Raw genomic sequence first — 25,023 nt, forward strand, 5'->3', positions numbered from 1 at the left:
TAAAAACTCTCTATGATTGTATCCAAAGTCAGGAGCCGCGTCAAAGTAAAACATGTCTTGATATCAGCAACACAGGTACAGCCAACTGTTCAATTATACTATAAATTCATTAAATAATATCCTAAATACATACAAGAGGCGAGAGCATAATGCTCCCGCCTTTGAAAACCTAAGTATAAATTATGCGAATTTTTTGCTGACAAAGTGGCCTTTAGATACTTCTACTAATTCAAAGTCACTGTCATTGGTCTTATCGTTAGCAGAATAAATAGGGCTGCCAAGCTCATCATGCAAGTGAATACGTTTTTTGTTGACTTCAATTTCCGGATCCGGAACTGGAATAGCCGACAATAGGGATTTAGTATAAGGGTGGATAGGATTTGCATACAGCTCTTCACTTTCCGCCAACTCAACCATTTTACCCAAGTACATAACTGCTACGCGATCACTGATATGTTTAACCATGGACAGATCATGCGCGATGAAAAGATAAGTCAATCCAAGACGATCTTGCAATTCTTTAAGCAAGTTAACGACCTGAGCTTGAATGGATACGTCAAGTGCGGAAATCGGTTCATCACAAACGATGAACTTAGGATTAACCGCTAACGAACGGGCAATCCCGATACGTTGACGTTGTCCACCGGAGAATTCATGCGGATAACGGGTTGCATGGTCATGGTTAAGACCAACCATATCCAGCAGTTCTTCAATCCGTTTCTTACGTTCTGCACGGCTGCCAGCCATTCCGTGAATGTCCAGTGCCTCGCCGATGATATCAGAAACCGTAAACCGCGGGTTAAGCGATGCGTACGGATCTTGGAAAATCATTTGCATGTCACGGCGCATAGCCTTCATTTGATTTCCAGGCAATTTATAAATGTCTGTACCATTATATTTCACACTTCCAGCAGTTGGCTCATACAAGCGAAGAATCGTACGTCCAGCAGTAGTCTTACCACAACCGGACTCACCTACCATCCCAAGTGTCTCGCCCTCACGGATCGTGAAGTTAATATTATCTACAGCCTTAAGAACCTTACCTTTACCTACATTAAAATATTTCTTAAGACCTTCTACCTCTATTAGGTTCTTACTCAAGAGTACTGCACCTCCTTGGCCATCGAATGCAGATTCCAGCAACGCGCCATATGCGTTTCGCTGAATTCTGTGGCGCCGGGATCGATTTGTTCGCACACATGCATCGCTTCATTACAACGAGCAGTGAACGGACAGCCGATCGGCGGCTTGATCAGATCTGGCGGTGTGCCGATGATCGGAATAAGCGGCTCGCCTTTCTTTTGGTCCAGACGCGGCATTGAGCGCAGCAGACCTTTGGTGTATGGATGTTGTGGATTTTTAAAGATTTCCCATCTTGTTCCGGTCTCCACAACCTCACCTGCATACATTACAATCACCCGATCACACATGCCAGCAACTACGCCCAGATCATGTGTAATCAGAATAATGGAGGTACCTAGTTTTTGCTGCATCTCTCTCATAACTTCCATGATCTGCGCCTGAATGGTTACATCTAGAGCTGTTGTAGGCTCATCTGCTATCAGCAAAGCCGGACGGCAAGCTAACGCGATTGCGATCATTACACGCTGGCGCATACCGCCTGAGAATTCGTGGGGATATTGGTTAAAGCGAGCCTCCGCATTTTTGATGCCTACTAATTTCAACATCTCCATACCTTGCTTTTTCGCTTCGGCCGCTGACATTTTCTGATGTTTAATCAAAACTTCAGTGATCTGTTTGCCCACTTTGATGGTTGGGTTCAGAGAAGTCATCGGGTCTTGAAAAATCATGCCAATATCTTTACCGCGAATAGATTCCATTTCTTTCATGCTTTTGTCTAGCAGATTCTGTCCTTGAAAAATAATCTCTCCCTTTTTCACTTTAGAAGGTGGGGAAGGGATCAAACGCATAATCGATTGAGCAGTTACACTCTTACCGCTGCCGGACTCGCCGACGATGGCAACCGTTTCGCCTTTGCCAATTTCAAAATTCATACCACGGACAGCTTGTACTTCTCCGCCCTTAACAAAAAAGGAAATATGCAAATCTTTGACTTGTAAAATAGGTTCCATCCATATTCCTCCTATTTCTTCAGCTTAGGATCAAGCGCGTCACGAAGACCATCACCGAAAATGTTGAAAGAAAGCATTGTTAAGCTGATTAGGATCGCAGGGAACAAGAAGCGCCATGGATAGTACAACCAGCCGGTGAGTGAGTCATTGATCATCGATCCAAGTGAAGCAACAGGAGCTTGTACACCAAGACCCAAGAAGCTTAGGAAGGCCTCAGCAAAGATAGCATTTGGTACAGACAGTGTAATGGTTACGATAATCGGACCAACCGCATTCGGCAGAAGGTGCTTGAACAACAGTCTCGCAGAACCAGCACCCATGGAACGGGACGCCAATACGAATTCACGATTCTTGAGCTGCATAATTTCTCCACGCACAATCCACGACATCGTAATCCAGCCTGTAATGGTTAGAGCTAGGATGATTGTTCCAAGACTTGGCTCAAGAACGACCAAGAGCAAGATTACAACCAGCAAATAAGGAATAGAATACAAAATTTCAGAGAATTTATTCATAATATTATCTACACGGCCGCCGAAGAAGCCCATAATGCCTCCGTAGATAACACCGATGAACAAGTCGATGGCTGCCGCAGCAAGACCAACGATCAAGGAAATCCGTGCACCGTACCAAGTACGAACAAAGATATCACGACCAAGATCATCCGTTCCAAACCAGTGATCGGAGGAAGGGGGCTTATTGGTGCTCATCAAATCATTAGAATAATAGTTATATTTCGAGATAAAAGGTGCAAAAATCGCTGCAAGTACAATCAAACCCAGGATACCGAGCGCAGTCATCGCCATTTTATTTTGACGCAACCGTTGCCAAGAGTCTTTCCAAGCAGAGAGACTCTCACGCTGGATAACTTCGGCTTCTTTTTCATCTACACCGACTTTTTGAAAATCTTCCGGTTTTAGATTTAGCAAGTTATTTTCAGTAGCCACTATTTAGCCCTCCTTTCCTCCACTTAATTTCATACGTGGGTCAATTAATACATAAGCAATATCCGTAATAAAGCGGGCAACCATGAGTAATACACCATAGAAAATGGTTATCCCCATAATAACGGTATAGTCACGGACACCAATCGCTTCCACGAACTGTTTACCAATACCCCCAACACCAAAGATCTGCTCGATAACAACCGAACCAGTTACGATGTTAGCTGTCATTGGACCCATATAAGTAACAACAGGTAGAATTCCGTTACGAAGTACATGGCGGCTCAGAATAGCCATCCAGCTCAATCCCTTTGCTTTAGCCGTTTTGATATAATCCGCATTCAAAACTTCAAGCATACTTGAACGGGTCAAGCGGGCGATAAAGGCGATCGGCTGTGCCGAGAGCGCGGCCACGGGTAAGAAATAATAGATTGGCCCTTTAAAACCTGAAACCGGTACCCAACCCAGTTTGAAAGCAAATACATACTGCAGTAATGACGCGACTACAAAGCTCGGAACCGCAATCCCCAGAACTGCCAGCACCATAGCTGCGCTGTCAATAAACTTTCTGTGATAGAGTGCCGCCAACATGCCGAGAAATACTCCGACAATAACCGCCACAACGATTGCGACGAGTCCCAGCTTCAGCGACGCTGAAAAGGTTTGACTGATCAAATGTGATACATCTTGATTTAGGCGTTTCATTGAGACACCTAGGTCACCTTGGATAATATCACCTAAATACTTAAAATACTGATGAGAGAGCGGCTTGTCCAGACCATATTGTTCCATCAGACGTGCTTTAATTTCTGGCGGTACCTTCTTTTCAGAAGTAAACGGATCCCCCGGAATAGCTTTCATCAAGAAAAAGGTAGCTGAAATCAATACAAATAGAGAAACCAACATATAGAAAAACTTATTTGCGACATAACGAACCATCCCCATCACACCTCCTCCGACAATTTTTGATACACATAATAATGATTTTATGAAAAAAACGGATTTTTGTCTATTTTCTATATATGTTATTAATAACATTAATTAACAAATAGACAGGAATACAAAAAAAAGGGATATATATGGAATTCCACATATATATCCCGAAGTATTCTGCAACTTCAGTCAACTAACTATTCTGTTGTAATTACTAAAGCAATATCTTAGTGCTCAAGCAAGTATCCGCGAGTCAAGTCAATTGCACCACTAAAGTCAAGAGTAACACCTTTAAGGTACTCTTTAGTCAGGGAGTTGTTAGTGTAGTAGTACAAAGGAATCAGAACCATATCTTGCTCAATGAGCAATTTCTCAGCTGCAGCAAACTTTTCTTGACGTACTGCCAAGTCAGTGCTTGTTTTAGCTTCGCTGATCAATTTGTCATACTCAGGGTTAGCGTAACCAGTATCATTGTTACCGCCACCTGTTACCCACATATCAAGGAAAGTCATTGGATCATTGTAATCCGCAGTCCAACCAGCACGAGCAACTTGGTAGTTCAGGTTTTGACGGTTTTCAATAAATACAGCCCACTCTTGGTTAACGGTTTGTACGTCGATACCAAGATTGTTTTTCCACATATCAGCAATCGCCAAAGCGATTTTCTTGTGACCTTCACTTGTGTTGTAAGTCAGGGAGAATGTAGGCAGTTTATCCATACCTTCTTCTTTCAGACCTTCAGCAAGCAATGTTTTAGCTTGTTCTAGATCTTCAGTGAAGTAGCTATCTTTAACTGCTGTACGGTATTCACCATCAGCACCAGCGATACCCGGAGGTACATAACCGTAGGCTGGGAATTGTCCACCTTGTACTACATTGTCAATCAAAGCTTGACGGTTAATGGACATTGCAAGAGCCTTACGGATTTTAGCGTTTGTGAAAGGTTTTTCAGTGATATTGAATTCGTAGTAGTATACGGAGGCAATACCTTTACGGCTGAATTCGTTAGGAAGTTCTTTTTGCACGATTGGAATTTGTTCTGATGGAATTTCACCAGTTGGTCCACCGGCACGATCGTATTCACCGTTCTTGTAGCTGAGCAGCTCAGTTGCACCGCTGTTTACAAGGGAGAAGTCGATTTTGTTAAGTTTAATCGAATCTTTATCCCAATATTTATCGTTTTTAGTTACAACAAGTGTTTGACCTGTAGTCCACTCTGTAAGAGTGAAAGCACCGTTAACGATCATAGTATCTTTGCTTGTTGCCCATTTAGGATTACTCTCAATGGATTTGTGTACAGGGTAATAAGTGTAGAAGGAAAGCAATCCAAGGAAGTAAGGAGTTGGGGCTTCAAGAGTAACTTCAAGAGTTTTCTCATCAACCGCTTTGACACCTACTTGACTGAAATCGGTAATTTCCTTGTTGTAGAACTTTTGAGCATTTTTGATGTAGTACAATTGATAAGCGTAAGGTGCAGCGGATGCAGCAGCAGGATCGAGCACGCGTTTCCAAGCGCGAACGAAGTCTTCTGTTGTTACAGGATCGCCATTACTCCATTGTGAATCACGGAGTTTGAAAGTATATACCAGACCGTCAGCGGAAACTTCCCAGCTTTCAGCAACACCTGGTTCAGCTTGACCAGATTCAGCATTCATGCGAGTCAGACCTTCGTACATTGTTGTCAGGACAGTGTGAGCTTGGCTATCTTGAGCCAATCCTGGGTCAAATGTTGGAGGCTCAGAACTAAGGTTAATTCTCAATGTTTGGTCAGCAGCCAATTTTTCTTCTGTAGCTGCATTACCAGTTGCCGTGTTACCAGTGTTAGCATTGTTACCTTTATTGCCGCTGTTTGCATTGTTTCCGCCGCAGCCAGCAAGCACTGTGCCGATAACAAGTACTAATGCAATCATTAGCAATAGACTTTTACTCTTCTTCATCTAGCAGTTCCCCCTAAATAGAATGTGGTATATGGTTTATGATTATACAACCAGTGGTCAAAAAAATCTAGTGCAATGTTTTCAGAAAATATTTTTTTTTTAAAACTTTAAACTTTTGTGACGTTGACGCTTCACCGAAGCAGTGGAACGTTACATCGCTTGTGATATGTAGGTAATTAGCCCAACAAACATAAATAATAAATATCCGAAGCTCATAAAAAAGAACGAAAGTCTCCAAACTGCCCGAAATAACCGCTTCCCATCTACCTTTCCTTTCATCCGATTTTGAGCTCCGCCAATCAGTCCAGCGGATATTAATACAATAATTAGTATAAGGTAAAACCCAAAACCGGAATTAAAGATGTTATTAAACAATGCGGAGACCGATAATAATAAAAAAAATGTGGTCACGTCCATAGCGAGCATAAAAGTTTTCTTTTTATCTTTTTTTAAGCCCTTTCCAATGAAAAAAACAATCAAAAACGGCACAATCGGAATAACGCTTAAAGTAATAACCGAATCCATCAGCAGTCCCATAGCTTCACCTCTCCCCAGAGATCATACCCCAATACCTTCTACTAATTGGCAGAGCCAGCGATTTAATGGTGCCGACACTCCAGATCGTTCTGCCATTTCTACAAGACTTCCATTGATCCAACGAATTTCTGTGGTTCTTGAAGCAAGTACATCTGCCAGCATAGATGAAATATTGCCAGACGTTAACCGGCACACCTGAAGGATGTTATCCCAAGCATCCTTATCATAAGTAATTTCACAGAAATCATACACCATTATTGCTTCTTCAAAAACTTCCTTCATTAATTGGAGGCGTTGCTCTGAAGACAAGAGCTCCCCATTTGGAATACGCCAAATCGCCGTGAGTGGATTTATAACGGCATTGATCAAGAGCTTCCGGTAAATCATGGTATCCACTTCATTCGACAAAAAGGCTGCGAATCCTGCCATTATGAGAACTTCTATTAAATTATTCGCTTTTAAATCATTATGTATGCTATGAGCTTGTCCATCCCCTAAGCTCCATTTTCCTATCCACACCTCCCCTGCTCCTGCATGAATGACTTCAGTTAATGATTTGCGCTTCGCAGCCTCCGTAGTCACAGCTACATATAAATTGGCGTTTGGCAACATGCCTCCTAACATCTCCATATGTCCTGTACCATTCTGAAAACAAATCATATGTACTTGCTCTTCCTTAAGTAGGGATAGAAATTCAGGCAAATCATTATGTAGAGTATTCTGTTTAACCGTCACCACGATCCAATCACTCGGCTCTTCTAGATAAGCACCAGCGAACTCCCCTATTGGCGCGGATACAAACTGATCTTCCGAAATTGTTATCGGCTCGCGTTCATCCTCGTAGGTAACCGTTAAGCCATCACGCCCTAATCGTTGGCATTGTTCTACCCCTCGGCACCACAGTCTCACATCATTCCCGGTTTGGATCAGTCTCCCTGCCAGCAGCAGCCCGAGTGAACCTGCACCAATTATATCAATTTTCATATAACCCTCCTGCTGATCTTAAGCACAATTTTTCTAAGTATACCAAAAACCCCGCAAGTGGTGCTTAAAAAGCAGACCACTTGCGGGATTGTTAGTTAACCTATCGTTTATTCAATGCGTTCTAAATTTCCGTTACCATCCATTTTGAAACGAGTCTTCATTTCTTCTTCTTCTTCATTTAAGAAAGCAAGCCTGCGAGCACGATCCATAATCTGAATTAAAGCTTTGTAATCATCGTTGACTACCCGGTAGTCGCTTTGAGCAAGATTAACCTCTTTAGACAACCGTTCATTCTCAGATCGTAATTCTGTTAATTCATCTTCCTTCTCGCGCAGGTCTCTTTCCAGCATTTTCAGCTGACGTCCTGCTTCCTGGATCGTACCCTTCCATTGTCTTAAGAAACGAATGACCGCATCAATGGATAATGTGTTTTCACTTAATCCCTCACCGCGCCCAAATTCCTCATCGACATCACCCAGAATGAGACCAGCTACTTGCGCTCCTCTTACTGACGGCTGCTTTTTCAGGTAGCTACGCTTTTGACGTTGCCCTTTAGCAATACCGATTGCACCTTCATAACTTTTCCGAACACAACTGTTCCAGCGGAATCCGCAAGCGGCCGAAGTTCTGCCGATTTTTTCACCCACCTCTTCAAAAGCGGCAAGCTGTGTGCTGCCCTCCCGAATGTGTCGCAAAGTTACTTCTGCCAATATTAGATCATCTTCTGCACTCCAAGCGTCCTGTCTAACGGCTGTCATAAAGCCAAACCTCCTAACAACGTCATGAAATAACCATCTCCATAACCGGCAGTTCTGCCGGGTAGTGAATAGGGATAAAAGCTGCTTACTCCATTTCTATGCTTCTCATAGAGTTCATAGAATCTATTTGATACTAATTTGTATTTCCATTATCTGCGTACATCATACGCATAAAACTATAAATTCTCTTTTTTAAAGCACTAATCACTCAGGTCAATTATAAAAATCACATTTTTTGAAGATTAGTGCATTTTTTTCAATGAATTCGTTTACACATAATTATGTTGAGGGTATAATAAATCGAAGGAATATTCGTGAGATACATACTGGAAGGGGGACTCTCTCTTGGACCGCATGTTTCGGGTATTAGGTTTTTTCACATTAGCTATTGGATTGATGGCTTTCGCCGGAGGTCTAACAGAAATGGCCTTGCTTTTCTTTTTACAAACTGCATTTTTCGTAATACTTGGCTATATGAAATTTACTGAAAAAACTTATGTTCTTCTCTTCTGGGCATACATGATTCTGACTTTCACCGGATTTAGTTATTGGACGATCTTTCAAATGGGTCTTCCACTATAAATTGCAGTACTCTTTTGGAGCGGATGAGGTCCTTATCTTATAAGGATCACTTCCGTTTTTTTGTTTGTATGCTATTTTAGAAGGGTTAAACATATTATTAGTACATACATATATCATTTCAAAAAAAAGGTGGTGGTGTGGTGCGCTCCCGCAATTTACAAAGCCGCATGATTGCAACCATACTAATTCTCTTCTGCTGTACTTTGTTTCCGTTACAACCTGTGAAGTACTTGTCTGCCGATCCTAGCGGTGATTTTTTCAATTCTGCTATACCAGATAATGAAGAAACCCGTAAACTACTTGAACAGACCTTGTCTTCTGCAGAAATTGAACGTGAAATCATCAAGATTACAGCCGAACAAAAAGCACTTGAACAAAAGGTAGAAAGCCTGAACAGACAAGCTACCCAGAAAAAAACAGCCATTGCGGACCAACAGGAACGGGCAGGTGCAGTTGTGCGTTCTTATTATATGGGGGATAGAGATAATCTTCTGGCCGCGTTTTTTTCAGCAAAAAGTATCAGCAGATTCCTGGCTCTGTTCGATTATTATGAGATTATTATTGGAAATGACCGCGATATTCTCTCACAATATGAAGAACAATATAAGGATTTGAAGGATACCCTTCAGACTGCGAAGCGAAACTCGGAAGAGCTCGCCCGATTGCGTACGGCTCTGGAGGAACAGCAAGTTCGGGTAAACGCGCTCAACAAGGATATTGAGGGTGGGATTAAAAATAGCAGCGATCCTGAAAATATGAGTACTCTACTTAAAGAATTCACATTATATTGGGAGAATATCGGCCTGCACGAGGTAAAAACTTATTTCAAGGCGTTATCCTCCGCAATGAATAAACTACCACAGTTTGTTCAGAATCGAGAGGGTGTACTGACCCGAAAAGGAATGACTTATGAGCTAAACCTGAAGGAAGAGGACCTGAATGAATTTTTGCAATCGCAGAATTCGCTGTTTAAAGACTTCGCCTTTCATTTCAATGACGGATCGATTACTGCCACTGGAAAAAGCGGAGCGCTAGCCCTTTCACTGACCGGTCACTATACCATTCAGGAAGAACCGATCAACGGCCTTATATTCCAAGTCGATCATATTGTATTTAACGGTCTTGAATTGCCTGACACAACAAGAAAAACGTTGGAAGAAGAATTTGACTTAGGCTTTTATCCAGGCAAAATAGTGTCTTTCCTTCGTACCACGGCAGTAGATAGCCAAGAGGGCGTCTTGCATGTTAAGCTTTCCATTTCATTTTAGGCCTTCTTTTAGAAATTCTTTGTAGCCTTCCGCATCTATCTGCCCTGTTAATAGTAACGATACAGCTTCAACAACCTTACTCCAGCCGCCCTGTGACTCATCCTCCGGGGCGGTTTCTTCTGTCAGCAATAGCTCAACATCGAAAGGAAGCTTGTATTTAAAAGCATGCTCCGAACGATAAAGAACATCAAGCGCCGGCAAGCTACCCGTATTCTCCAACCAATCCAGCTGAGCATCCTCTGAGGTGATAAAGGTCAGCCAATTCACAGCTTCCTTTGGACTTTGAGATTGAGCTGGAAGGGCAAAAGATCGACTGTAACAGGATTCAAACCCACCCCCATTATTAGCAGTCAGGGCCGGTACAGCAGCAAGGGATGAATTTCCATGCTTCTGCCACTCGGATAACGGTAATGAAGCAACGGCGACACTACCTCCTTGGAGCATATCCCAGACATCTTTATTGTAGCGGCTGGTGAGATAAAAATAACTGCGGGCATTCTGAATCCAATTCAACACATTTTGGTTATCTGCTAACAAGCTGCTATTCATGCTCTCCATTACCGCTGACAATCCATAAGGATTGCGGGTATCCATCGCAAGTAAATATTTCCCTTGCTCTTTTAGCACATTCTGAAGCAGGATATTCCACTCTTCGAGGCTTTTGGGTAATGCATTAAAACCCAGCTCCGCCAGCCGTTGTGGGGAATAAACAAGCACGTAAGGATCTATATCTAACGGGACTCCCCAATTATATCCATTCCACTGCATCCAGGGGATCAACTGTGTTAACGGTGCACTCCCCGGAACGCTCTGATACACATCCATCGGCAATAAATATCCACGTGTGGCCCAGTCCAGAATGCTTCGTCCATCTGCCATGACTATATCCGGGCTGTCCCCGATCGTTAAATCATGCTTCAATACCTCATCGGCATCCTCCATATCCACATTGCTTAAAATAACCTTTACTCCACTTTCTAAGGTATAACGGTTGCTAAGGAGCTCCAGTTCACTAAATTCTTCGCTATTTAAAGATACTCTTATGTGTAAGCTATCTATAGTTCCCTCATCTCCGGAAGAGGGATGAGTCGACTGACTTTGTGGTCTTTTCATAGGACGTGGATCGTTACTGGTACTCAATTCCATACTGGGCGACAGGCTTGTCAGCGATAGTAGTAAAATTGCAAAAAGCAGCCAATAATTTTTGCGTTTCAGCACGATTTCCCACCTTCCCTTTTGATTGGTCTCCCCTATTTTACCAAACCCTCCGGTGCTTGTCTTTAGTTTGTGAAACCGTTCTCTTTCTATTATATGGGTGATACGCCAGAGGCATTAAAAATAGGAAGGTGATCTGACCGCCATTACAAGAAAGCTTTGGACTTCCGATCGCTGTTATCCTCAGATTTCCTGATTTAATTACCGCATCATGCGGTTAAAATCCGAGGATAAAGGCGAACGCTTCGCTTTTACAGTTCCAAACTTTCTTTCCATGGCTCTAATCACCACAACCAACTTTAAATTCCTCTGCCGTTTCCGGGCGGGCAGGAAAAAGCCGGGAGTGTTTGCTTCTCCCGGCTGAAAATAGGATTGATGAACGGTTAGAGTAGATCCGCGGCCAATTGCGCCAAGCGGGAACGCTCACCTTTTTCCAAAGTAATATGTCCGCTAATCCCTTGCTGTTTAAACTTCTCGACGATATAGCTCAGTCCGTTGCTCGCAGCATCCAGATATGGATGATCGATTTGCTCCGGATCGCCCATTAGAATGACTTTACTTCCTTCTCCCGCTCTGGAGACAATGGTCTTCACCTCATGACGGGAAAGGTTCTGCGCCTCATCAATAATAATGAACTGTGATGGGATTGAACGGCCGCGAATATAGGTTAAGGCTTCTACCTGTATACTTCCTAACCCCATTAAGATTTTATCGATATCGCCAGCTTTTTTGGTATCGAACAGGAATTCCAGATTATCATAAATAGGCTGCATCCAGGGTCTAAGCTTCTCATCCTTCTCACCGGGCAAATACCCAATGTCTTTACCCATAGGAACGACCGGACGGGCGATAAGCAATTTTTTGTATTTATGTTCATCCTCCACTTTGAATAGTCCGGCTGCAAGCGCCAATAACGTCTTCCCTGTCCCAGCCTTACCCGTGATCGTTACGAGTGGGATTTCATCATTTAGCAGCAGCTCCAGTGCCATTCGTTGTTGAGCATTACGGGCGCTAATCCCCCAAACCGAATCATTGCCCAGATAGAGTGGCTCCAGACGTGTGGCATCACTATTCACTTTGAGAAGAGCTGATTTGCCAGTGCCAATCTCATCCTTGAGAATCACAAATTCATGAGGGTACAACGGATACGACAACGCAAGCTGTTTTACCGTCAGAGAGCGGTGACTGTAATATTCATCAATCAATGCGGGATGAACCTGCAGAGATTGGTAACCAGTGTATAGTTCATTTAAGTCTCCAGTACGATCTGACAAATAATCCTCTGGCGTAATTCCCAGTACATCCGCTTTAATACGAACCAGTACATCCTTGCTCACAAGCACAACGGGACGCGGATCGGGCTTCTCATTCTCTTCATTCAAATAATTGAGAGCAACAGCCAAAATCCGATTGTCGTTAGACACCTCACCAAACATTTCCTGTACCTTCACAAAACTGCGATGGTTAAGTTCTACCTTCAGCTTGCCTCCATGCTCCAGTTCCACACCACTATGCAAATGACCTAGTTCCCGGAGTCCATCAAGCAATCGGGATACCGTACGGGCATTCCGACCGATTTCGTCAGCATTGCGCTTCTTGGAGTCGATTTCTTCCAGCACAACAGCCGGAATAACCACCTCATGCTCCTTGAAAGAGAAAATTGAATTGGGGTCGTGCAAAAGCACGTTGGTATCTAGCACAAATATCTTGTTCATATTATCCCCTCCACAGCGCCTGGTTTGATTGATCATACATAACTCTTTCCGCCAAGGGAAAAGATATGGTACAGAAACGATTCTTTGGCTGAAAGGAGTAATCACATATGAGAAAATCAATATGTCTGTTGCTGGTACTGCTGCTACTGACAAGCTGCGGTATCGCTAATAAAAAGACATCACCCTCTCCTCAGAATAAACAATCTGCGAATGCTGTAAAGGGTACGGGGAACCATGAGGTTCGGCAATTGTCCAATGATGGTGCGACTAATCCTAAAGCCACCTCAAAAGCTGGTCAAGCCGTCAATGTTAATGGAGAAAGTGAAATTGCACTTAAGGATCATTTTGAACAGTTGGCCAAAAGAGTTCCCGGTGTAAATGGCGCACACTGTGTAGTCATGAACAATGTTGCCATAGTTGGTCTTGATGTAGAAGGTTCTCTGGGCCGTTCACGTGTAGGAAGCATCAAATATTCTGTAGCGGAAGCCATCCGCAAAGACCCAAGAAGTGTACGGGCGCTTGTCACTGCGGATATGGATCTCTCCAGCAGATTAGCGGAAATGAGCCGCCATATCTCCAAGGGACATCCGATATCCGGATTCTCATCCGAGCTGGCCGATATTATCGGACGAATCATGCCACAGCTGCCAGAGGATACCAAGCCGCAAAAAAATGCACAGTAGAGATTAAGAACAAAAGATGTTCTTTGAGTTCAAAAAAAGCCCAGTGATATTTTCACTAGGCTTTTTTCATGGCAGCAAATACTTGTCCGTCCAACTTCTCAGCGGCACGTCCATCATAAACTTTCGCATATCTTGGGGCGGAGTCCAGCTGCGCGCCGTAAAAAAGCGCGTTGCGGACCGCTTGAATTTCAACATCAAAACAGCACATCTTAAAAGGAACATCTTCTAGCGGGTCCTGCCTTACAGCAGCACTACCGTTAATGGCATAGACAGTTCCTTCACCAAACACAGTTATAGTTATTAATGGATTAACCTTCATATTATTCACAAGTCTTGAACGATGATCAATAGCCAAACGCACAGTACTAGGACTAACAGCATAAAGCCACGAAATAGCTGTGGATGTAGGACCGCCTGTCTCCGCATCAACTGTGTTTAGAAGAACAAAGGTTTCCGATTGCAGCATCGATAGCAAAGTTTCATTCAGCTGAGCAACGGCTTCGGACATAAGTACTGGCCCCCTATGCGACGTTAATTCATTCGATTTATTATATTATAGCACAGGCTGAAACTTGCATTCAATTTTAGCTATGGAAGATATTAAGGTCCTCAAGGCGTCTCAGCAGCTGTCGAATCAGCTCCCGTGGAAATTCCTGCAATCCGATCCTGCAAGCTTTTCTTAGCGGCCTCAAACTCCTCATCATTAATATATACATATGGACTTCGCCACGTTCCAGTAACCGGCTTGAATTCGATATTCTCTTTGGAAATCTTCCAATACGTCGCAATCATATCTTTGATTTGCGAATTTTCGATATCTGTCTTCATGTTACTGTCCACTGCATCAAGCACCTTGCCGATTTTTAATACGCCACCAAGCGATTGCATCTGATCCACCAGACTGTTCAGAACTTCGTTCTGGCGTTTGTTGCGATCAAAATCATCTGATGCGTTGGTCTTAGGCTTGCAATTGGATTTACGATACCGCACATAGTCCAGTGCATTTTTTCCATCCAGCTCTGCCGGACCCTTTTTCAGATTGATATTCGTGCCATCCACAGTGTCTGTATAACACATATTTTCACTAATATTTACTTCGACTCCCCCAAGCTCGTCCACTACATCACGGAAGCCCTGAAAATCAAGAATCGTTGTATAATCTACATCAATATCCAAATACTTACCCATCATCGTCTTCATCTCATCTTCAGCCAGTAGACCAGAGGATTTCTCCTTACCCTTGAAGCGAGCATAAAATTCATTAATTTTCGTCTTCTTATAGCCACTTAGCTCCACGTAGGTATCACGAGGAAGCGAAACAATAGTCGCTGATTTAGTCTTAGGATTAAGTGCTGCAACCATGATTACGTCAGTCAAATAAGACTCGTGTTTAGGTCTGTTATCCGTTCCCAGTATAAGCATTGTCAGTGGTTTTTCTGAAGCGGAATGCCCTGGAGCAACCGTACCCTCAACCCCTGCATTAAATACGCCATGCTCAAGCTTCCAATACAGATAACCGCCATAACCCAGCACGCCGAGGATCGCAATAATTAGCAAAGTTAACAATACTCTAACTAATCTGCCAAAAAAACCTCTCTTTTTCACTTTCTTTTTCGTTTTTTTCTTAGAAGCACCCTTCACAGGCTGTTTTCTATTAGTAGGTTGTTGCCCGTTTGCTCTTGGAGGTAAACCGCTGTTTCTTGTACTCATAATAGAATAAAGTCCTTTTCATTTCATTTAGAATTAGAATTGCTACATTAATTAGACGATCCTTAAGGTACAAAAGTTGCGATTACGATCTCTTCGCTGCTGCCGCAGCCTTTCTCTTCTGTCGAGCTTCTACTATATAACGTATCCGTACCATCAGCATTAATCCGACAGCAACCAACAGACACTGGATAATCGGAAGCTTATCATGTTGGAAAATGAGGAGCATGCCAGAGCCAACCGCCATCATTATGTAGAGCATGATTTCCTTGCCAATCGATAACTTTTGATTCACACGAAAGACTTGATTATAAACAAAAGTAAGCAATATAAAGATAACAATATAAGCGACGATTGGATGCTCAGCGAACCACACCTGCATAGATAACCGCACTCCTCCCAAATTTAAGATACGTTTACATTATATCATCAGTAGGGGAATTTTTTGTTTCTTATATTAAAAAAAGCCGCCGGATGCAATAATCCGGCGGTCTTATTCATAAGCATGTGTTTACGCGTTGGCTTGTGCTGTTTTACGTTGTTTCTCTACACGTTCGCGTTCGCCTTTGTTCAGAATCTTTTTACGCAAACGAATGGATTTAGGTGTAATTTCACAATATTCATCATCATTCAAATATTCAAGTGCGCCTTCCAAAGAGAAGGTGCGTGGTGTCTTCATTTTTACAGTATCATCTTTGCCTGAGGTACGCATGTTGGTAAGTGCTTTTTCCTTACAGATGTTAACGATAATATCGTTATCACGGGTATGCTCGCCTACGATCATACCTTCATAAATTTCTGTACCTGCATCCAAGAAGAGAATACCACGATCCTCAACACCCACGATTCCGTATTGAGTTGTTGATCCAGTCTCACTTGCTACAAGCACACCTTGATGACGTCCGCCAACTTGACCAGCAACCAGTGGAGCGTAGCTGTCAAAAGCATGGTTCATAACGCCGTAACCGCGTGTCAAAGTCAAGAAGTAAGTGTTGTAACCAATCAATCCACGTGCAGGAATCAAGAACTCCAGACGTACTTGACCCGTACCGTTGTTAATCATATTGACCATTTCGGCTTTACGAGTACCCAGACTCTCCATAACAGAGCCCATGCTCTCTTCTGGAATATCAATCATTAGACGCTCAAGCGGCTCCATTTTGACACCGTCGATTTCTTTAATGATTACTTGTGGTTTAGAAACTTGCATTTCATAACCTTCACGACGCATATTCTCGATCAGAATACCAAGGTGAAGCTCACCGCGTCCAGAAACGATAAATGCATCAGGACTATCAGTTTCTTCCACACGCAAACTCACGTCTGTTTCAAGTTCTTTAAATAGACGCTCACGTAGTTTACGGGAAGTTACCCATTTACCTTCTTTACCAGCAAAAGGACTGTTATTCACTAGGAATGTCATTTGCATGGTTGGCTCGTCAATCTTCAGAACCGGAAGTGCTTCAGGGTTTGCAGGATCAGCAATGGTCTCACCAATATTGATGTCCTTGATCCCTGCAATAGCAACGATATCCCCTGCGCCCGCTTGCTCTGTTTCAATACGTTTCAAACCTTGGAAGCCGAACAATTTCTCGATACGTGCAGTTTTGCTCTTACCATCACGCATAATAACTGTTACAGATTGACCTTGTTTGATCACACCGCGGTTAACACGTCCAATCGCAATACGACCCAAGTATTCGTTATAATCCATCAACGTTACGAGGAATTGAAGCGGTTCTTCAACACTTTCGGTTGGAGCTGGAATATGTTCAACAATGGTTTCGTAGAGCGAAAGCATCGTTTCATCTTGTTTCTCAGGAACCATGCTTGATGTACCATTAAGAGCAGATGCATAAACAACCGGGAATTCCAATTGTTCGTCATTTGCTTCAAGTTCGATGAACAAATCGAGCACTTCATCAATAACTTCCTTAGGACGAGCAGCTGGACGGTCAATCTTGTTCACGACAACGATCGGTGTAAGTTTTTGTTCCAATGCTTTACGCAGAACGAATTTCGTTTGCGGCATGCAGCCTTCATAAGCATCAACAACCAGCAATACACCGTCAACCATTTTCATGATCCGTTCTACTTCGCCACCAAAGTCAGCATGTCCAGGTGTATCCACAATGTTGATCAAAAACTCTTTATAAGTAATTGCTGTATTTTTAGCTAGGATTGTAATTCCACGTTCCCGTTCGATATCATTAGAGTCCATAGCACGTTCTTGCAAGTGCTCATGGGCGCTGAAGATCCCCGATTGTTGAAGGAGCTGATCGACGAGTGTTGTTTTGCCATGGTCAACGTGGGCAATGATCGCAATGTTGCGAATATCTTTTCTTGAATGCATGATTTGTATCCAAATCCTCTCATTTATCAAATTAAAACTGTTAAAATTCATAGCATGTCACGGCAGTCTCACAAAAGAAGCGCCAGGCAGAAAGCCGACGCTTCAACATAACATTAATATTATAGTGAAAGTACCATGAAAAGCAAGTCTTTTTATGAAAAAACAGTTACCAATTTCCGTTTTTTTTCACAAGATCCTACAGCAATTAGCTTCGATACCATCTATTCCGGCCACGTGCTCTGCCTCGACCGGTAATCAGCCAAATTCCTACAGCTATTAATACAATCCCGATCAGGTAGATCGCGCCGGTGCCCATAAGGCTGAAAATACAAAGCGCAAGGCTTAGTAAGCCTAATGTTACAGCAATTGCTGACAGGCCACCCGTCCGTCTAGGTTCATAGATGGAGTATTCATACAAGCCCACGGCAAGACCAAGCAACAGCACAGGCCATAAGCTTCTCATAAGCCCCCATCCCCAAATATTGCAGAGGCCAAACAACAAACCATACACCGTTAATATCCCGGCAGGAACCAATACCGAGGCCGAAGCACGACGGCTGAAAAATAACATGTGTAGTACTATTCCTGGAATTAAAATCACTAGAGGCCAAAGCGCGCGCCCCAAAAATCCGAAGACGCCCAGCTTACCTAATAAAATCACGATGCCAGCAGCAACAATAAAAATTCCTAGCTGTATATCTTTCTTTGAAGACATCCTTCACCCATCCCTTCAATTTCACGTCTACCTCATTTCCTCGTCACCTTATAGCCTGAAAGCGACAGGATTCTTACTCATATATTATCCGAAACATACACAAAATGCCATCACTCCCTGTGATTAATCAGTGTCGATAACCGCTTCTGATCACGCAAAAAAAACGGACAATTCCAATTTATGGAGATGTCCGTTTAGTATTGCCTTTTATTGCAATTTATTAACCTGCAGATGTTTTTCTGCGTTTTATTGCTCCCGTAACGACAACTAATATTCCTAAGGCAATGGGCAAATAGGAATGTGAGGAAGGGAACAAAAAGGAGAGCATCGTCCCTAATTTTGCATCCTGAAGCAACATATCCCCTGCTGTAAACGCCAATATATAAGCACCGATAAATACGAGCACTGGAAACCGGTGCAGCCAGCCTACAATAATGCCGCTTCCCCACACTACTATCGGAATGCTAAGGGCAATCCCGATGACAATTAAAGCCAAATCTCCTTTAGCTACTCCTGCAATAGCTAGTACATTATCCAGGCTCATAATGAAGTCTGCTACAAGAATCGTTCGGATTGCTTTCCAGACTGAGGATGATTCCCTTACTCTGAGATCCTCCTCTTCCTCCAAAAGCAGCTTGAACGCTATCCATAGCAGCAGCATTCCCCCTCCAGCCTGAATATAAGGGATTTTTAATAGCAATACCGCAACAAAAGTAAGCAAACACCGCAGAACAACTGCGCCTGCTGAGCCCCACCATACTGCAGTCTTTCGGTGCTTCGCCGAAAGATCCTTGCTGGCCATTGCGATAACCATTGCATTATCTCCGCTCAGCACCAGATTAATCATCAATATTTCACCAAGGAGCAATAATGAATCCATTCGCTCTTACCTCCCCGAGTCACATGTAACTACTTGTATGTTCGGAAATGACAAGCTATGCTTCCTGTCCAACTTTTTTTGAGCGTGAACGCATGTTAGCTCCTTTTTTTGCGTATACAAAACTAAGCATATTTTGAAGCTCAATCTAACAAACTTGGGAGTGACTTCGCTTTGAATACATCCATATGGGAGTTTATATTATCGCTGCTCAACATTATTTTTCTAGATCTTATTTTGGCGGGAGATAATGCCATTGTGATCGGTCTTGCGGCGCGTAATTTACCGTCAGACACGCAAAAGAAGGCTATCGTATTTGGAACAGCAGGTGCTGTAGTGTTGCGGATCTTCGCAACGATTCTGGTCGTATGGCTGTTGAAAATCCCCTGGTTACTGCTTGCCGGAGGGATTTTACTCATTCTGATTGCCTATAAGCTGTTAACCAGTGAGAACACTTCAACAGATATCAAGGCAGGTCAAAGCTTGTGGTCCGCTGTAGGGACAATCATTTTAGCTGATGCTGCCATGGGCCTTGATAATGTGATCGCCATTGCCGGAGCTGCCAAGCATAATATCTCACTGGTTATCATAGGACTGCTGATCAGTGTTCCCATCGTTGTGTGGGGAAGTACCCTTTTTATTAAATTAATCAACAAATATCCATGGATCATTTATATTGGTTCTGCTGTCTTAGGTTTTACTGCTTCAAGTATGATTACGGATGAACATCAGCTTGCGCCATTTTTTGATCATCATCCGCTGCTCAAATATCTGTTTATAATCGTGATCATTATAGGTATCTTGGCAGCGGGACATTGGAAACGCCAATCAAAACCAGAAGAGCCTCAGGAGGGCACAATCGTCTAAACCACAAAAAAACTGCCTCAGAACGTAGATTTCACTACGCTTCAAGGCAGTTTTTTGGTTTATTACTTTAGAACCATTCTTCCTGTAAACCAGCCTCGACACTTACAACATCACTAGGCTTCTCATCTCCATAGGGAGTGATTAACACGGTCTCTGTGGCTTCAATCGCCGCTTCCAGAAGTTCAGAATATCCCGGAAGCGTAGCCTCTATCTTATCCACAATCCGTAAATTCGGATTTGTTGTAGGTGATTTTGGAACAAATAAAGTACAGCAATCCTCATAAGGAAGGATAGACAAATCATAGGTACCGATGTTCTTCGACAGGTCCACGATATCACTTTTGTCCATCATTACCAGCGGACGCAGAAGGGGGAGGGTTGTCGCACGGCCAATCACGTTCATGCTTGGCAAGGTCTGGCTAGCGACTTGTCCCAGACTATCCCCGGTTACAATCGCCAATGCACCTTCCCGCTCAGCAAGCTGGGTAGTAATTCTCAGCATTGCCCGCCGCATCAGTGTAATAATCAGATTATCCTGGCCGATGCCGGTAAAGGAAGTCTGCACTTCAGTAAAGGGTACCAGATGCAGCTTGATTACACCCGCATAACGTGACAATACCCGCGCAAGATCCACAACTTTTTGTCTAGCAAGCTCGCTTGTATAAGGATAACTGTAGAAGTGCACGCACTCCACTTCAAGTCCGCGCCGCATGGATGACCAGCCTGCTACGGGACTATCAATGCCACCGGACAGCAATAACATCGCTTTTCCGTTAGTGCCTAATGGAAATCCACCTACACCGGCAATATTTTCACAGAAAATATAAGTATGTCCCTGACGAATTTCGACCCTCAGCTCTAATTCAGGCGATTTAACGTCTACGGTGAGGCCAGGATATCCTTGCAATAGTGGTGTCGCGATCAGTTTATTCATCTCAATGGAGCCGTAAGGGAACTCTTTCCATACCCGCCGAGCATTAACCTTAAATCTGGTGCCCGGAGCAGGCGCGATTATCTCCAAAAATTGACGGCTGACCGCTACAATATTCTCAAGCTCTGACTTAGAAACCTTCACTGGACTAACTGAAGCAATGCCAAATACATTCTTCAGTGCTTGTACCAATTCAATCGCAGATTCCCCGTTCAATTCCACGTAAATTCTTCCGAATTCCTTGCTCAGAACTACGTTTGGATAAGGCTTAATCAATTCCTTCACATGACGCAGTACGGTTTTTTCAAATCGGGTACGATTTTTGCCCTTTAAAGTAAACTCTCCAAAACGCAGGAGCAGCATATCAGCGTATTCTATACTATGGGCTCTGCCTTCTGCAGATTCCTTGTTCATCATGCTCATTTGTTACTTCATTCCTCCTTCAGCAATCTTTAAAGCTTGTACCGCAGTGGTTAATGCTTGCTCAAGCGCAGCGACATCCTCATCTGTATGACTGTCGCCAAGGCTAATACGAATCCCACCTGAAGCACTGGAGACATCTTTACCCATAGACAATAATACACGACTAGGCTCAGCCAGTCGTGAGGAGCAGGCCGAACGGGTGGAGACAGCCATCCCCAGTTCCTCTAGCTTGCGGGCGAATACCTCTCCCTTCATGCCAGGGTAAGAGAAATGCACAATATGGGGAGCTCCATCCTCTCTGCTGTTTATAACAAATTCAGGAACGGTGCGCAAGAAGCGTAATAATCGATCTCGGAGTGGAACCAACTGGGCAACGAAGGTTTCGCGCTGCTCACCACTCATGCGGATAGCTTTGGAGGATGCGACAATCGCAGGTACATTTTCAGTTCCAGCGCGTTGTCCTTCTTCATGAGAGCCCCCTGTAAGCAATGGGAATAGCTTAATTCCCTCTTTGATATACAGTAATCCCACTCCACGTGGGCCTCGAAGCTTATGAGGAGACAGGCTATAAAGATCCACCTGCCAATCCTTTAAGTCAACTGCAAGCTTACCATATCCCTGAACACCATCTACATGAAATAAGGTTCGCGGATTCACAGCTTTAATCAGCTTCCCCATCTCTTTAAGCGGTTGTATCGTTCCAATCTCGTTATTGACATGCATCACACTAACAAGCACTGTGTCGCGCCGGACAGCAGCAGCTACGCGCTCAGGATCAACAACCCCAGTGCTATCGGGTGCTACAAAAGTAACCTCCCAGCCCATTCGCTGCAATTGCAGGAAACTCTCATATACAGAGGGATGCTCTATTTCTGTAGTTACCAAATGGCGACCTCTAGTCTGATATTGCAGAGCAGCGCCTTTTATCGCCAAATTATTGCTTTCCGTTGCACCAGAAGTAAATAGAATCTCCTGCGGTTGTACAGATAAAGCAGCAGCGCATACTTCACGCGACCGTCTGATCAGCTTACCCGCTTCACTGCCCGCACGGTGCAAAGAGGAAGGGTTCGCATAATGCAGCTTCATAATTTGTTCCATCGTCTGCACCACTTCTTCATAGGGCGGTGTAGCGGCGGCATAATCCCAGTAAAGCATATGTCAAATGTCTCCTTTACTTCGTTGAGTGAACTTATTATCGAAAAAGGATCAAACGGTGTTTCCCGTTTGATCCTTTTTATTATACCGCGTATTGAGCGCGAGCGCGTTCTATTTTAAAGATATAAGATTGTGTCTCTTTTGGAAGCAGGCTAAGTTTCTCCAATAATTCCTGATCATTGGTTACTCCCAGATCTGTTACCCGTCCCGGCCCTGCGTTGTAAGCTGCAAGTGCCATCTTTTCCTCTCCGCCAAAGCGTTTCAGTTGATAAGATAAATAACGTACGCCGCCATCAATGTTTTGCGCCGGATCGAACGAATCAGTAACCCCTAAGCCGCTCGCGGTCCCATCCATAAGCTGCATTAAACCTTTAGCCCCTGCCGAAGAGACCACATTAGGATTAAACGAAGATTCAGTATCAATCACTGCTTTGATCAGATCAATCGGCACGCCATATTTAGCACTCGCCTTCTGGATGAGATCATCATAGCTCGTAGGTGTGGAACCCGTTATTTCCCCGGAAATTATGTTATTGAAGGTTTCTGTTGTCCCACCTATCTGCTGCCATAACAAGCTGCTGACTGAAGTTGCATCCGGGAGAGAAGTCAAATAGCTTGAACTTTCACTACTCGTTGACATTGCCTGAAGCATTGTCGCAAATCCAGAAGCTGAAACTCCCGTTGACCGTTCATTTCCATTCGCGGAGCTAGTCTTTTCGGTTGTAGCCTTAAGGTTGATCCATTTAAGCTGCCCTAACCCGTCGGTTACAGCGGGATTGATCTGCATGCTGGCGCACTCCTTTTTTGTCCTACTCGAATCATATATAAGGTTTCGCGTTGAAATTTCGATGAATTACGGCTTAATCTTACATTTTATCTGAGATTATTGCTATATGTTGGAATGAAAAAACAGACTTCAGACCCTGATATTTAGGTCTAAAAGCCTGTTTAGATCAAAGCCATTCAGTTCTTTTTAGCGCGCAAAGGGAATCATCACGAAGTAACTTAGTGTCGCAACAATCCCTAAGCCCATTGCCCATGCCCCAAGCGTTTTTTGCTCTTTGACATAGGAATAATAACCAACTACGGCAGCGATGGGTCCGAGAATAAAAGACCAGATGAACAATGAGGCGATCCCCATCCCCAGTCCAACATACCCCATTACCCGGCTTCCACTATATTCCGCTTCACTGTCCTTGCGTTCTTCCACTATCCGCGGGGCATCCCGAACCTGCATTGGAACCGGATTTACCTCAGCAGCGTATTCTTCGCGATGCTCTCTGTCCCGCCGAGGATAGTCCACTCTCCGCGGACGAAGAATGACTTTTCTCGGACCGGATTGTTCCCGTGATGAGCTTGATTCATTATCCTTTTCTGTGTCCATTCTGGCGGCCTCCTAAGCGTTCGGCTTAAACGTCAGACAACATGTTGCAGATGATGTACTGGCATGATCGCGGTGACCTTCATTTGTCATTTCTTCAGCATATTCTTCCTTATAACCATTGCCTACGTGCTTATCGATCTCGATGACAATTTCTTCAGCCCGGCATAAATTATGCTCGCCCCAATAATGACAATTGCTCACGCTACATTTTACTAGTGGTTTTTCACTCGACATAATTATCACCTCGGCTTCATTATGTCCGCTCCATTTACCCGCTATTCGACAGAGTGGTTTCCAGTTGATGTATCGAGACAGGCTTTTAATCCACGCAAAAAAGGACCAGCTCATCGTCATTACAAAATGACAAAGTGCTGATCCCTTTAGATCACTATTTAGAAGTTAAACCTGATTTTGCATACGTTTCTCGGTCAAATAGTCGTTCTCATAATAAATGAGATCATCGCGAAGATCTTCATACGTTTTGGTGATTTCTAGGATGATATCACGTGCGGGACGTACTGGCTTTTTGCGGAAACGGATTGCATCCTGACCAGTATAAGCGTAACGGCCATCTTCAGAATAGCTTTCATTTTTCGGATAAAAGAAGTTGTTCACACCATAGTGATATACATTATAAAGCGCTTTCTGTGCAAAAGATTCATCGAATGTCGCACGACGCAGCGCAACGCCTAATTTCTCATATGACATTTCCGAGAACACTAATAGGTGACGAAGATCGGACAGAAAACCTTGGTAAAATTGTACGGTTTCCTCATCTCCCTCAACTACAAGCTGAGGCAATGCATGCTCATTTAGAAATACTTCCATTTTGTCGATTACCACTTTAAGTTTATCTCTCGTCGATTCACATAATTTCTGCACATTGGCTGCTGACATAGCGGTTGCTCCTCCTTATTATTCCCTGCTCTTGTAGTCAATAAAGTTAATCCTCTGAAAGAAAC

The 25,023-nt window shown here is 43.5% G+C and carries 26 protein-coding genes; 4 read left to right on the top strand and 22 right to left on the bottom strand.

What is annotated here, in order from left to right:
* Nucleotides 1-180: 180 nt before the first annotated feature.
* The 8 genes from NST58_RS25060 to NST58_RS25095 all read right to left on the bottom strand — a co-directional run bounded on the left by NST58_RS25060 (nt 181) and on the right by NST58_RS25095 (nt 8,186).
* Nucleotides 181-1,101 carry an ATP-binding cassette domain-containing protein gene (locus NST58_RS25060; RefSeq protein ID WP_036683682.1) on the bottom strand — a complete coding sequence of 307 codons (921 nt, stop codon included), beginning with the start codon at nt 1,099-1,101 and terminating at the stop codon, nt 181-183.
* Nucleotides 1,098-2,093, bottom strand: coding sequence for an ABC transporter ATP-binding protein (locus NST58_RS25065; protein ID WP_036683686.1), 996 nt, complete (start codon nt 2,091-2,093; stop codon nt 1,098-1,100). The genes NST58_RS25060 and NST58_RS25065 overlap by 4 nt, the downstream gene beginning before the upstream one ends.
* A gap of 11 nt (nt 2,094-2,104) precedes the next feature.
* Nucleotides 2,105-3,040: an ABC transporter permease gene (locus NST58_RS25070; RefSeq protein WP_036683689.1), complete on the bottom strand. Its 936-nt coding sequence runs from the start codon at nt 3,038-3,040 to the stop codon at nt 2,105-2,107.
* Nucleotides 3,041-3,043: 3 nt separating this feature from the next.
* A complete protein-coding gene (locus NST58_RS25075; RefSeq protein ID WP_036683691.1) occupies nt 3,044-3,976 on the bottom strand; it encodes an ABC transporter permease in 933 nt (310 codons plus the stop codon).
* 221 nt (nt 3,977-4,197) lie between these two features.
* Nucleotides 4,198-5,907, bottom strand: a complete 1,710-nt coding sequence (locus NST58_RS25080; RefSeq protein ID WP_076129042.1) for a peptide ABC transporter substrate-binding protein — start codon at nt 5,905-5,907, stop codon at nt 4,198-4,200.
* A 150-nt stretch (nt 5,908-6,057) separates the two neighbouring features.
* Nucleotides 6,058-6,444, bottom strand: coding sequence for a DUF3397 domain-containing protein (locus NST58_RS25085; RefSeq protein ID WP_076129040.1), 387 nt, complete (start codon nt 6,442-6,444; stop codon nt 6,058-6,060).
* 21 nt (nt 6,445-6,465) lie between these two features.
* On the bottom strand, nt 6,466-7,428 hold the full coding sequence (locus tag NST58_RS25090) for a 2-dehydropantoate 2-reductase (RefSeq protein WP_076192070.1): 963 nt from the start codon (nt 7,426-7,428) through the stop codon (nt 6,466-6,468).
* Nucleotides 7,429-7,535: 107 nt separating this feature from the next.
* The gene (locus NST58_RS25095) at nt 7,536-8,186 is read right to left on the bottom strand and encodes an RsfA family transcriptional regulator (RefSeq protein WP_036683702.1); all 651 of its coding nucleotides are present in this window, start codon (nt 8,184-8,186) and stop codon (nt 7,536-7,538) included.
* A gap of 345 nt (nt 8,187-8,531) precedes the next feature.
* On the opposite strand from NST58_RS25095, the gene NST58_RS25100 reads away from it, so the two are divergent.
* Both NST58_RS25100 and NST58_RS25105 read left to right on the top strand, forming a co-directional pair.
* Complete coding sequence (locus tag NST58_RS25100) at nt 8,532-8,768, top strand: DUF2626 family protein (RefSeq protein WP_036683705.1); 237 nt, start codon at nt 8,532-8,534, stop codon at nt 8,766-8,768.
* Nucleotides 8,769-8,908: 140 nt separating this feature from the next.
* On the top strand, nt 8,909-10,036 hold the full coding sequence (locus tag NST58_RS25105) for a hypothetical protein (RefSeq protein ID WP_339244514.1): 1,128 nt from the start codon (nt 8,909-8,911) through the stop codon (nt 10,034-10,036).
* Here NST58_RS25105 and NST58_RS25110 read toward each other — a convergent pair.
* Together NST58_RS25110 and NST58_RS25115 are read right to left on the bottom strand one after the other, a co-directional pair.
* On the bottom strand, nt 10,028-11,254 hold the full coding sequence (locus NST58_RS25110; protein ID WP_076217857.1) for an extracellular solute-binding protein: 1,227 nt from the start codon (nt 11,252-11,254) through the stop codon (nt 10,028-10,030). The two genes, NST58_RS25105 and NST58_RS25110, sit on opposite strands and share 9 nt — an antisense overlap.
* A gap of 380 nt (nt 11,255-11,634) precedes the next feature.
* On the bottom strand, nt 11,635-12,966 hold the full coding sequence (locus NST58_RS25115; protein ID WP_036683710.1) for a PhoH family protein: 1,332 nt from the start codon (nt 12,964-12,966) through the stop codon (nt 11,635-11,637).
* Nucleotides 12,967-13,073: 107 nt separating this feature from the next.
* Between NST58_RS25115 and NST58_RS25120 the strand changes: the two genes are divergently transcribed.
* Complete coding sequence (locus tag NST58_RS25120) at nt 13,074-13,649, top strand: YhcN/YlaJ family sporulation lipoprotein (RefSeq protein WP_339244515.1); 576 nt, start codon at nt 13,074-13,076, stop codon at nt 13,647-13,649.
* 55 nt (nt 13,650-13,704) lie between these two features.
* On the opposite strand, the gene NST58_RS25125 is transcribed toward NST58_RS25120, so the two are convergent.
* From NST58_RS25125 to NST58_RS25150, 6 genes are all read right to left on the bottom strand, one after another.
* Nucleotides 13,705-14,157 (bottom strand): pyridoxamine 5'-phosphate oxidase family protein, encoded by a 453-nt coding sequence (locus NST58_RS25125; RefSeq protein WP_076129033.1) that lies wholly within the window; start codon nt 14,155-14,157, stop codon nt 13,705-13,707.
* A 101-nt stretch (nt 14,158-14,258) separates the two neighbouring features.
* On the bottom strand, nt 14,259-15,359 hold the full coding sequence (locus NST58_RS25130; protein WP_076129031.1) for an LCP family protein: 1,101 nt from the start codon (nt 15,357-15,359) through the stop codon (nt 14,259-14,261).
* 82 nt (nt 15,360-15,441) lie between these two features.
* A complete protein-coding gene (locus tag NST58_RS25135; protein WP_076179286.1) occupies nt 15,442-15,738 on the bottom strand; it encodes a YlaH-like family protein in 297 nt (98 codons plus the stop codon).
* Nucleotides 15,739-15,867: 129 nt separating this feature from the next.
* Entirely contained in the window at nt 15,868-17,709 is a 1,842-nt protein-coding gene (gene typA / locus NST58_RS25140) for a translational GTPase TypA (RefSeq protein ID WP_076129029.1), read from the bottom strand.
* 205 nt (nt 17,710-17,914) lie between these two features.
* Nucleotides 17,915-18,424 (bottom strand): hypothetical protein, encoded by a 510-nt coding sequence (locus NST58_RS25145; RefSeq protein ID WP_076192076.1) that lies wholly within the window; start codon nt 18,422-18,424, stop codon nt 17,915-17,917.
* 220 nt (nt 18,425-18,644) lie between these two features.
* A complete protein-coding gene (locus NST58_RS25150) occupies nt 18,645-19,304 on the bottom strand; it encodes a TerC family protein (RefSeq protein ID WP_076136549.1) in 660 nt (219 codons plus the stop codon).
* Between the two features lie 171 nt (nt 19,305-19,475).
* Between NST58_RS25150 and NST58_RS25155 the strand changes: the two genes are divergently transcribed.
* On the top strand, nt 19,476-20,168 hold the full coding sequence (locus NST58_RS25155) for a TerC family protein (protein WP_076278783.1): 693 nt from the start codon (nt 19,476-19,478) through the stop codon (nt 20,166-20,168).
* Between the two features lie 67 nt (nt 20,169-20,235).
* Here the strand turns inward: NST58_RS25155 and thiI are convergent, their stop codons facing one another.
* The 6 genes from thiI to NST58_RS25185 form a co-directional block, all read right to left on the bottom strand.
* Nucleotides 20,236-21,516, bottom strand: a complete 1,281-nt coding sequence (thiI, locus tag NST58_RS25160; RefSeq protein ID WP_339248799.1) for a tRNA uracil 4-sulfurtransferase ThiI — start codon at nt 21,514-21,516, stop codon at nt 20,236-20,238.
* Nucleotides 21,517-21,525: 9 nt separating this feature from the next.
* Nucleotides 21,526-22,677 carry a cysteine desulfurase family protein gene (locus tag NST58_RS25165; RefSeq protein WP_339244518.1) on the bottom strand — a complete coding sequence of 384 codons (1,152 nt, stop codon included), beginning with the start codon at nt 22,675-22,677 and terminating at the stop codon, nt 21,526-21,528.
* Between the two features lie 82 nt (nt 22,678-22,759).
* Nucleotides 22,760-23,464, bottom strand: a complete 705-nt coding sequence (locus NST58_RS25170) for a lytic transglycosylase domain-containing protein (protein ID WP_038572880.1) — start codon at nt 23,462-23,464, stop codon at nt 22,760-22,762.
* Nucleotides 23,465-23,650: 186 nt separating this feature from the next.
* Nucleotides 23,651-24,061 carry a hypothetical protein gene (locus NST58_RS25175; protein WP_038572882.1) on the bottom strand — a complete coding sequence of 137 codons (411 nt, stop codon included), beginning with the start codon at nt 24,059-24,061 and terminating at the stop codon, nt 23,651-23,653.
* A 12-nt stretch (nt 24,062-24,073) separates the two neighbouring features.
* Nucleotides 24,074-24,295: a DUF1540 domain-containing protein gene (locus NST58_RS25180; protein ID WP_036683762.1), complete on the bottom strand. Its 222-nt coding sequence runs from the start codon at nt 24,293-24,295 to the stop codon at nt 24,074-24,076.
* Between the two features lie 165 nt (nt 24,296-24,460).
* Nucleotides 24,461-24,958, bottom strand: coding sequence for a YpuI family protein (locus NST58_RS25185; protein WP_036683764.1), 498 nt, complete (start codon nt 24,956-24,958; stop codon nt 24,461-24,463).
* Nucleotides 24,959-25,023: the final 65 nt, after the last annotated feature.

Origin of the sequence: Paenibacillus sp. FSL R10-2796 (assembly GCF_037965315.1) — a bacterium.
Classification (GTDB): Bacteria; Bacillota; Bacilli; order Paenibacillales; family Paenibacillaceae; genus Paenibacillus_AQ; species Paenibacillus_AQ odorifer.

What these genes read in the sequence shown, in the direction of transcription:
- typA (WP_076129029.1), bottom strand. Translation starts at nt 17,709, where the DNA reads ATGCATTCAAGAAAAGATATTCGCAACATTGCGATCATTGCCCACGTT.
- NST58_RS25185 (WP_036683764.1), bottom strand. Translation starts at nt 24,958, where the DNA reads ATGTCAGCAGCCAATGTGCAGAAATTATGTGAATCGACGAGAGATAAA.
- NST58_RS25065 (WP_036683686.1), bottom strand. Translation starts at nt 2,093, where the DNA reads ATGGAACCTATTTTACAAGTCAAAGATTTGCATATTTCCTTTTTTGTT.
- NST58_RS25175 (WP_038572882.1), bottom strand. Translation starts at nt 24,061, where the DNA reads ATGGACACAGAAAAGGATAATGAATCAAGCTCATCACGGGAACAATCC.
- NST58_RS25120 (WP_339244515.1), top strand. Translation starts at nt 13,074, where the DNA reads ATGAGAAAATCAATATGTCTGTTGCTGGTACTGCTGCTACTGACAAGC.
- NST58_RS25090 (WP_076192070.1), bottom strand. Translation starts at nt 7,428, where the DNA reads ATGAAAATTGATATAATTGGTGCAGGTTCACTCGGGCTGCTGCTGGCA.
- NST58_RS25170 (WP_038572880.1), bottom strand. Translation starts at nt 23,464, where the DNA reads ATGCAGATCAATCCCGCTGTAACCGACGGGTTAGGGCAGCTTAAATGG.
- thiI (WP_339248799.1), bottom strand. Translation starts at nt 21,516, where the DNA reads ATGATGAACAAGGAATCTGCAGAAGGCAGAGCCCATAGTATAGAATAC.
- NST58_RS25135 (WP_076179286.1), bottom strand. Translation starts at nt 15,738, where the DNA reads ATGCAGGTGTGGTTCGCTGAGCATCCAATCGTCGCTTATATTGTTATC.
- NST58_RS25085 (WP_076129040.1), bottom strand. Translation starts at nt 6,444, where the DNA reads ATGGGACTGCTGATGGATTCGGTTATTACTTTAAGCGTTATTCCGATT.
- NST58_RS25080 (WP_076129042.1), bottom strand. Translation starts at nt 5,907, where the DNA reads ATGAAGAAGAGTAAAAGTCTATTGCTAATGATTGCATTAGTACTTGTT.
- NST58_RS25165 (WP_339244518.1), bottom strand. Translation starts at nt 22,677, where the DNA reads ATGCTTTACTGGGATTATGCCGCCGCTACACCGCCCTATGAAGAAGTG.
- NST58_RS25095 (WP_036683702.1), bottom strand. Translation starts at nt 8,186, where the DNA reads ATGACAGCCGTTAGACAGGACGCTTGGAGTGCAGAAGATGATCTAATA.
- NST58_RS25145 (WP_076192076.1), bottom strand. Translation starts at nt 18,424, where the DNA reads ATGTCTTCAAAGAAAGATATACAGCTAGGAATTTTTATTGTTGCTGCT.
- NST58_RS25130 (WP_076129031.1), bottom strand. Translation starts at nt 15,359, where the DNA reads ATGAGTACAAGAAACAGCGGTTTACCTCCAAGAGCAAACGGGCAACAA.
- NST58_RS25180 (WP_036683762.1), bottom strand. Translation starts at nt 24,295, where the DNA reads ATGTCGAGTGAAAAACCACTAGTAAAATGTAGCGTGAGCAATTGTCAT.
- NST58_RS25125 (WP_076129033.1), bottom strand. Translation starts at nt 14,157, where the DNA reads ATGTCCGAAGCCGTTGCTCAGCTGAATGAAACTTTGCTATCGATGCTG.
- NST58_RS25150 (WP_076136549.1), bottom strand. Translation starts at nt 19,304, where the DNA reads ATGGATTCATTATTGCTCCTTGGTGAAATATTGATGATTAATCTGGTG.
- NST58_RS25075 (WP_036683691.1), bottom strand. Translation starts at nt 3,976, where the DNA reads ATGGTTCGTTATGTCGCAAATAAGTTTTTCTATATGTTGGTTTCTCTA.
- NST58_RS25115 (WP_036683710.1), bottom strand. Translation starts at nt 12,966, where the DNA reads ATGAACAAGATATTTGTGCTAGATACCAACGTGCTTTTGCACGACCCC.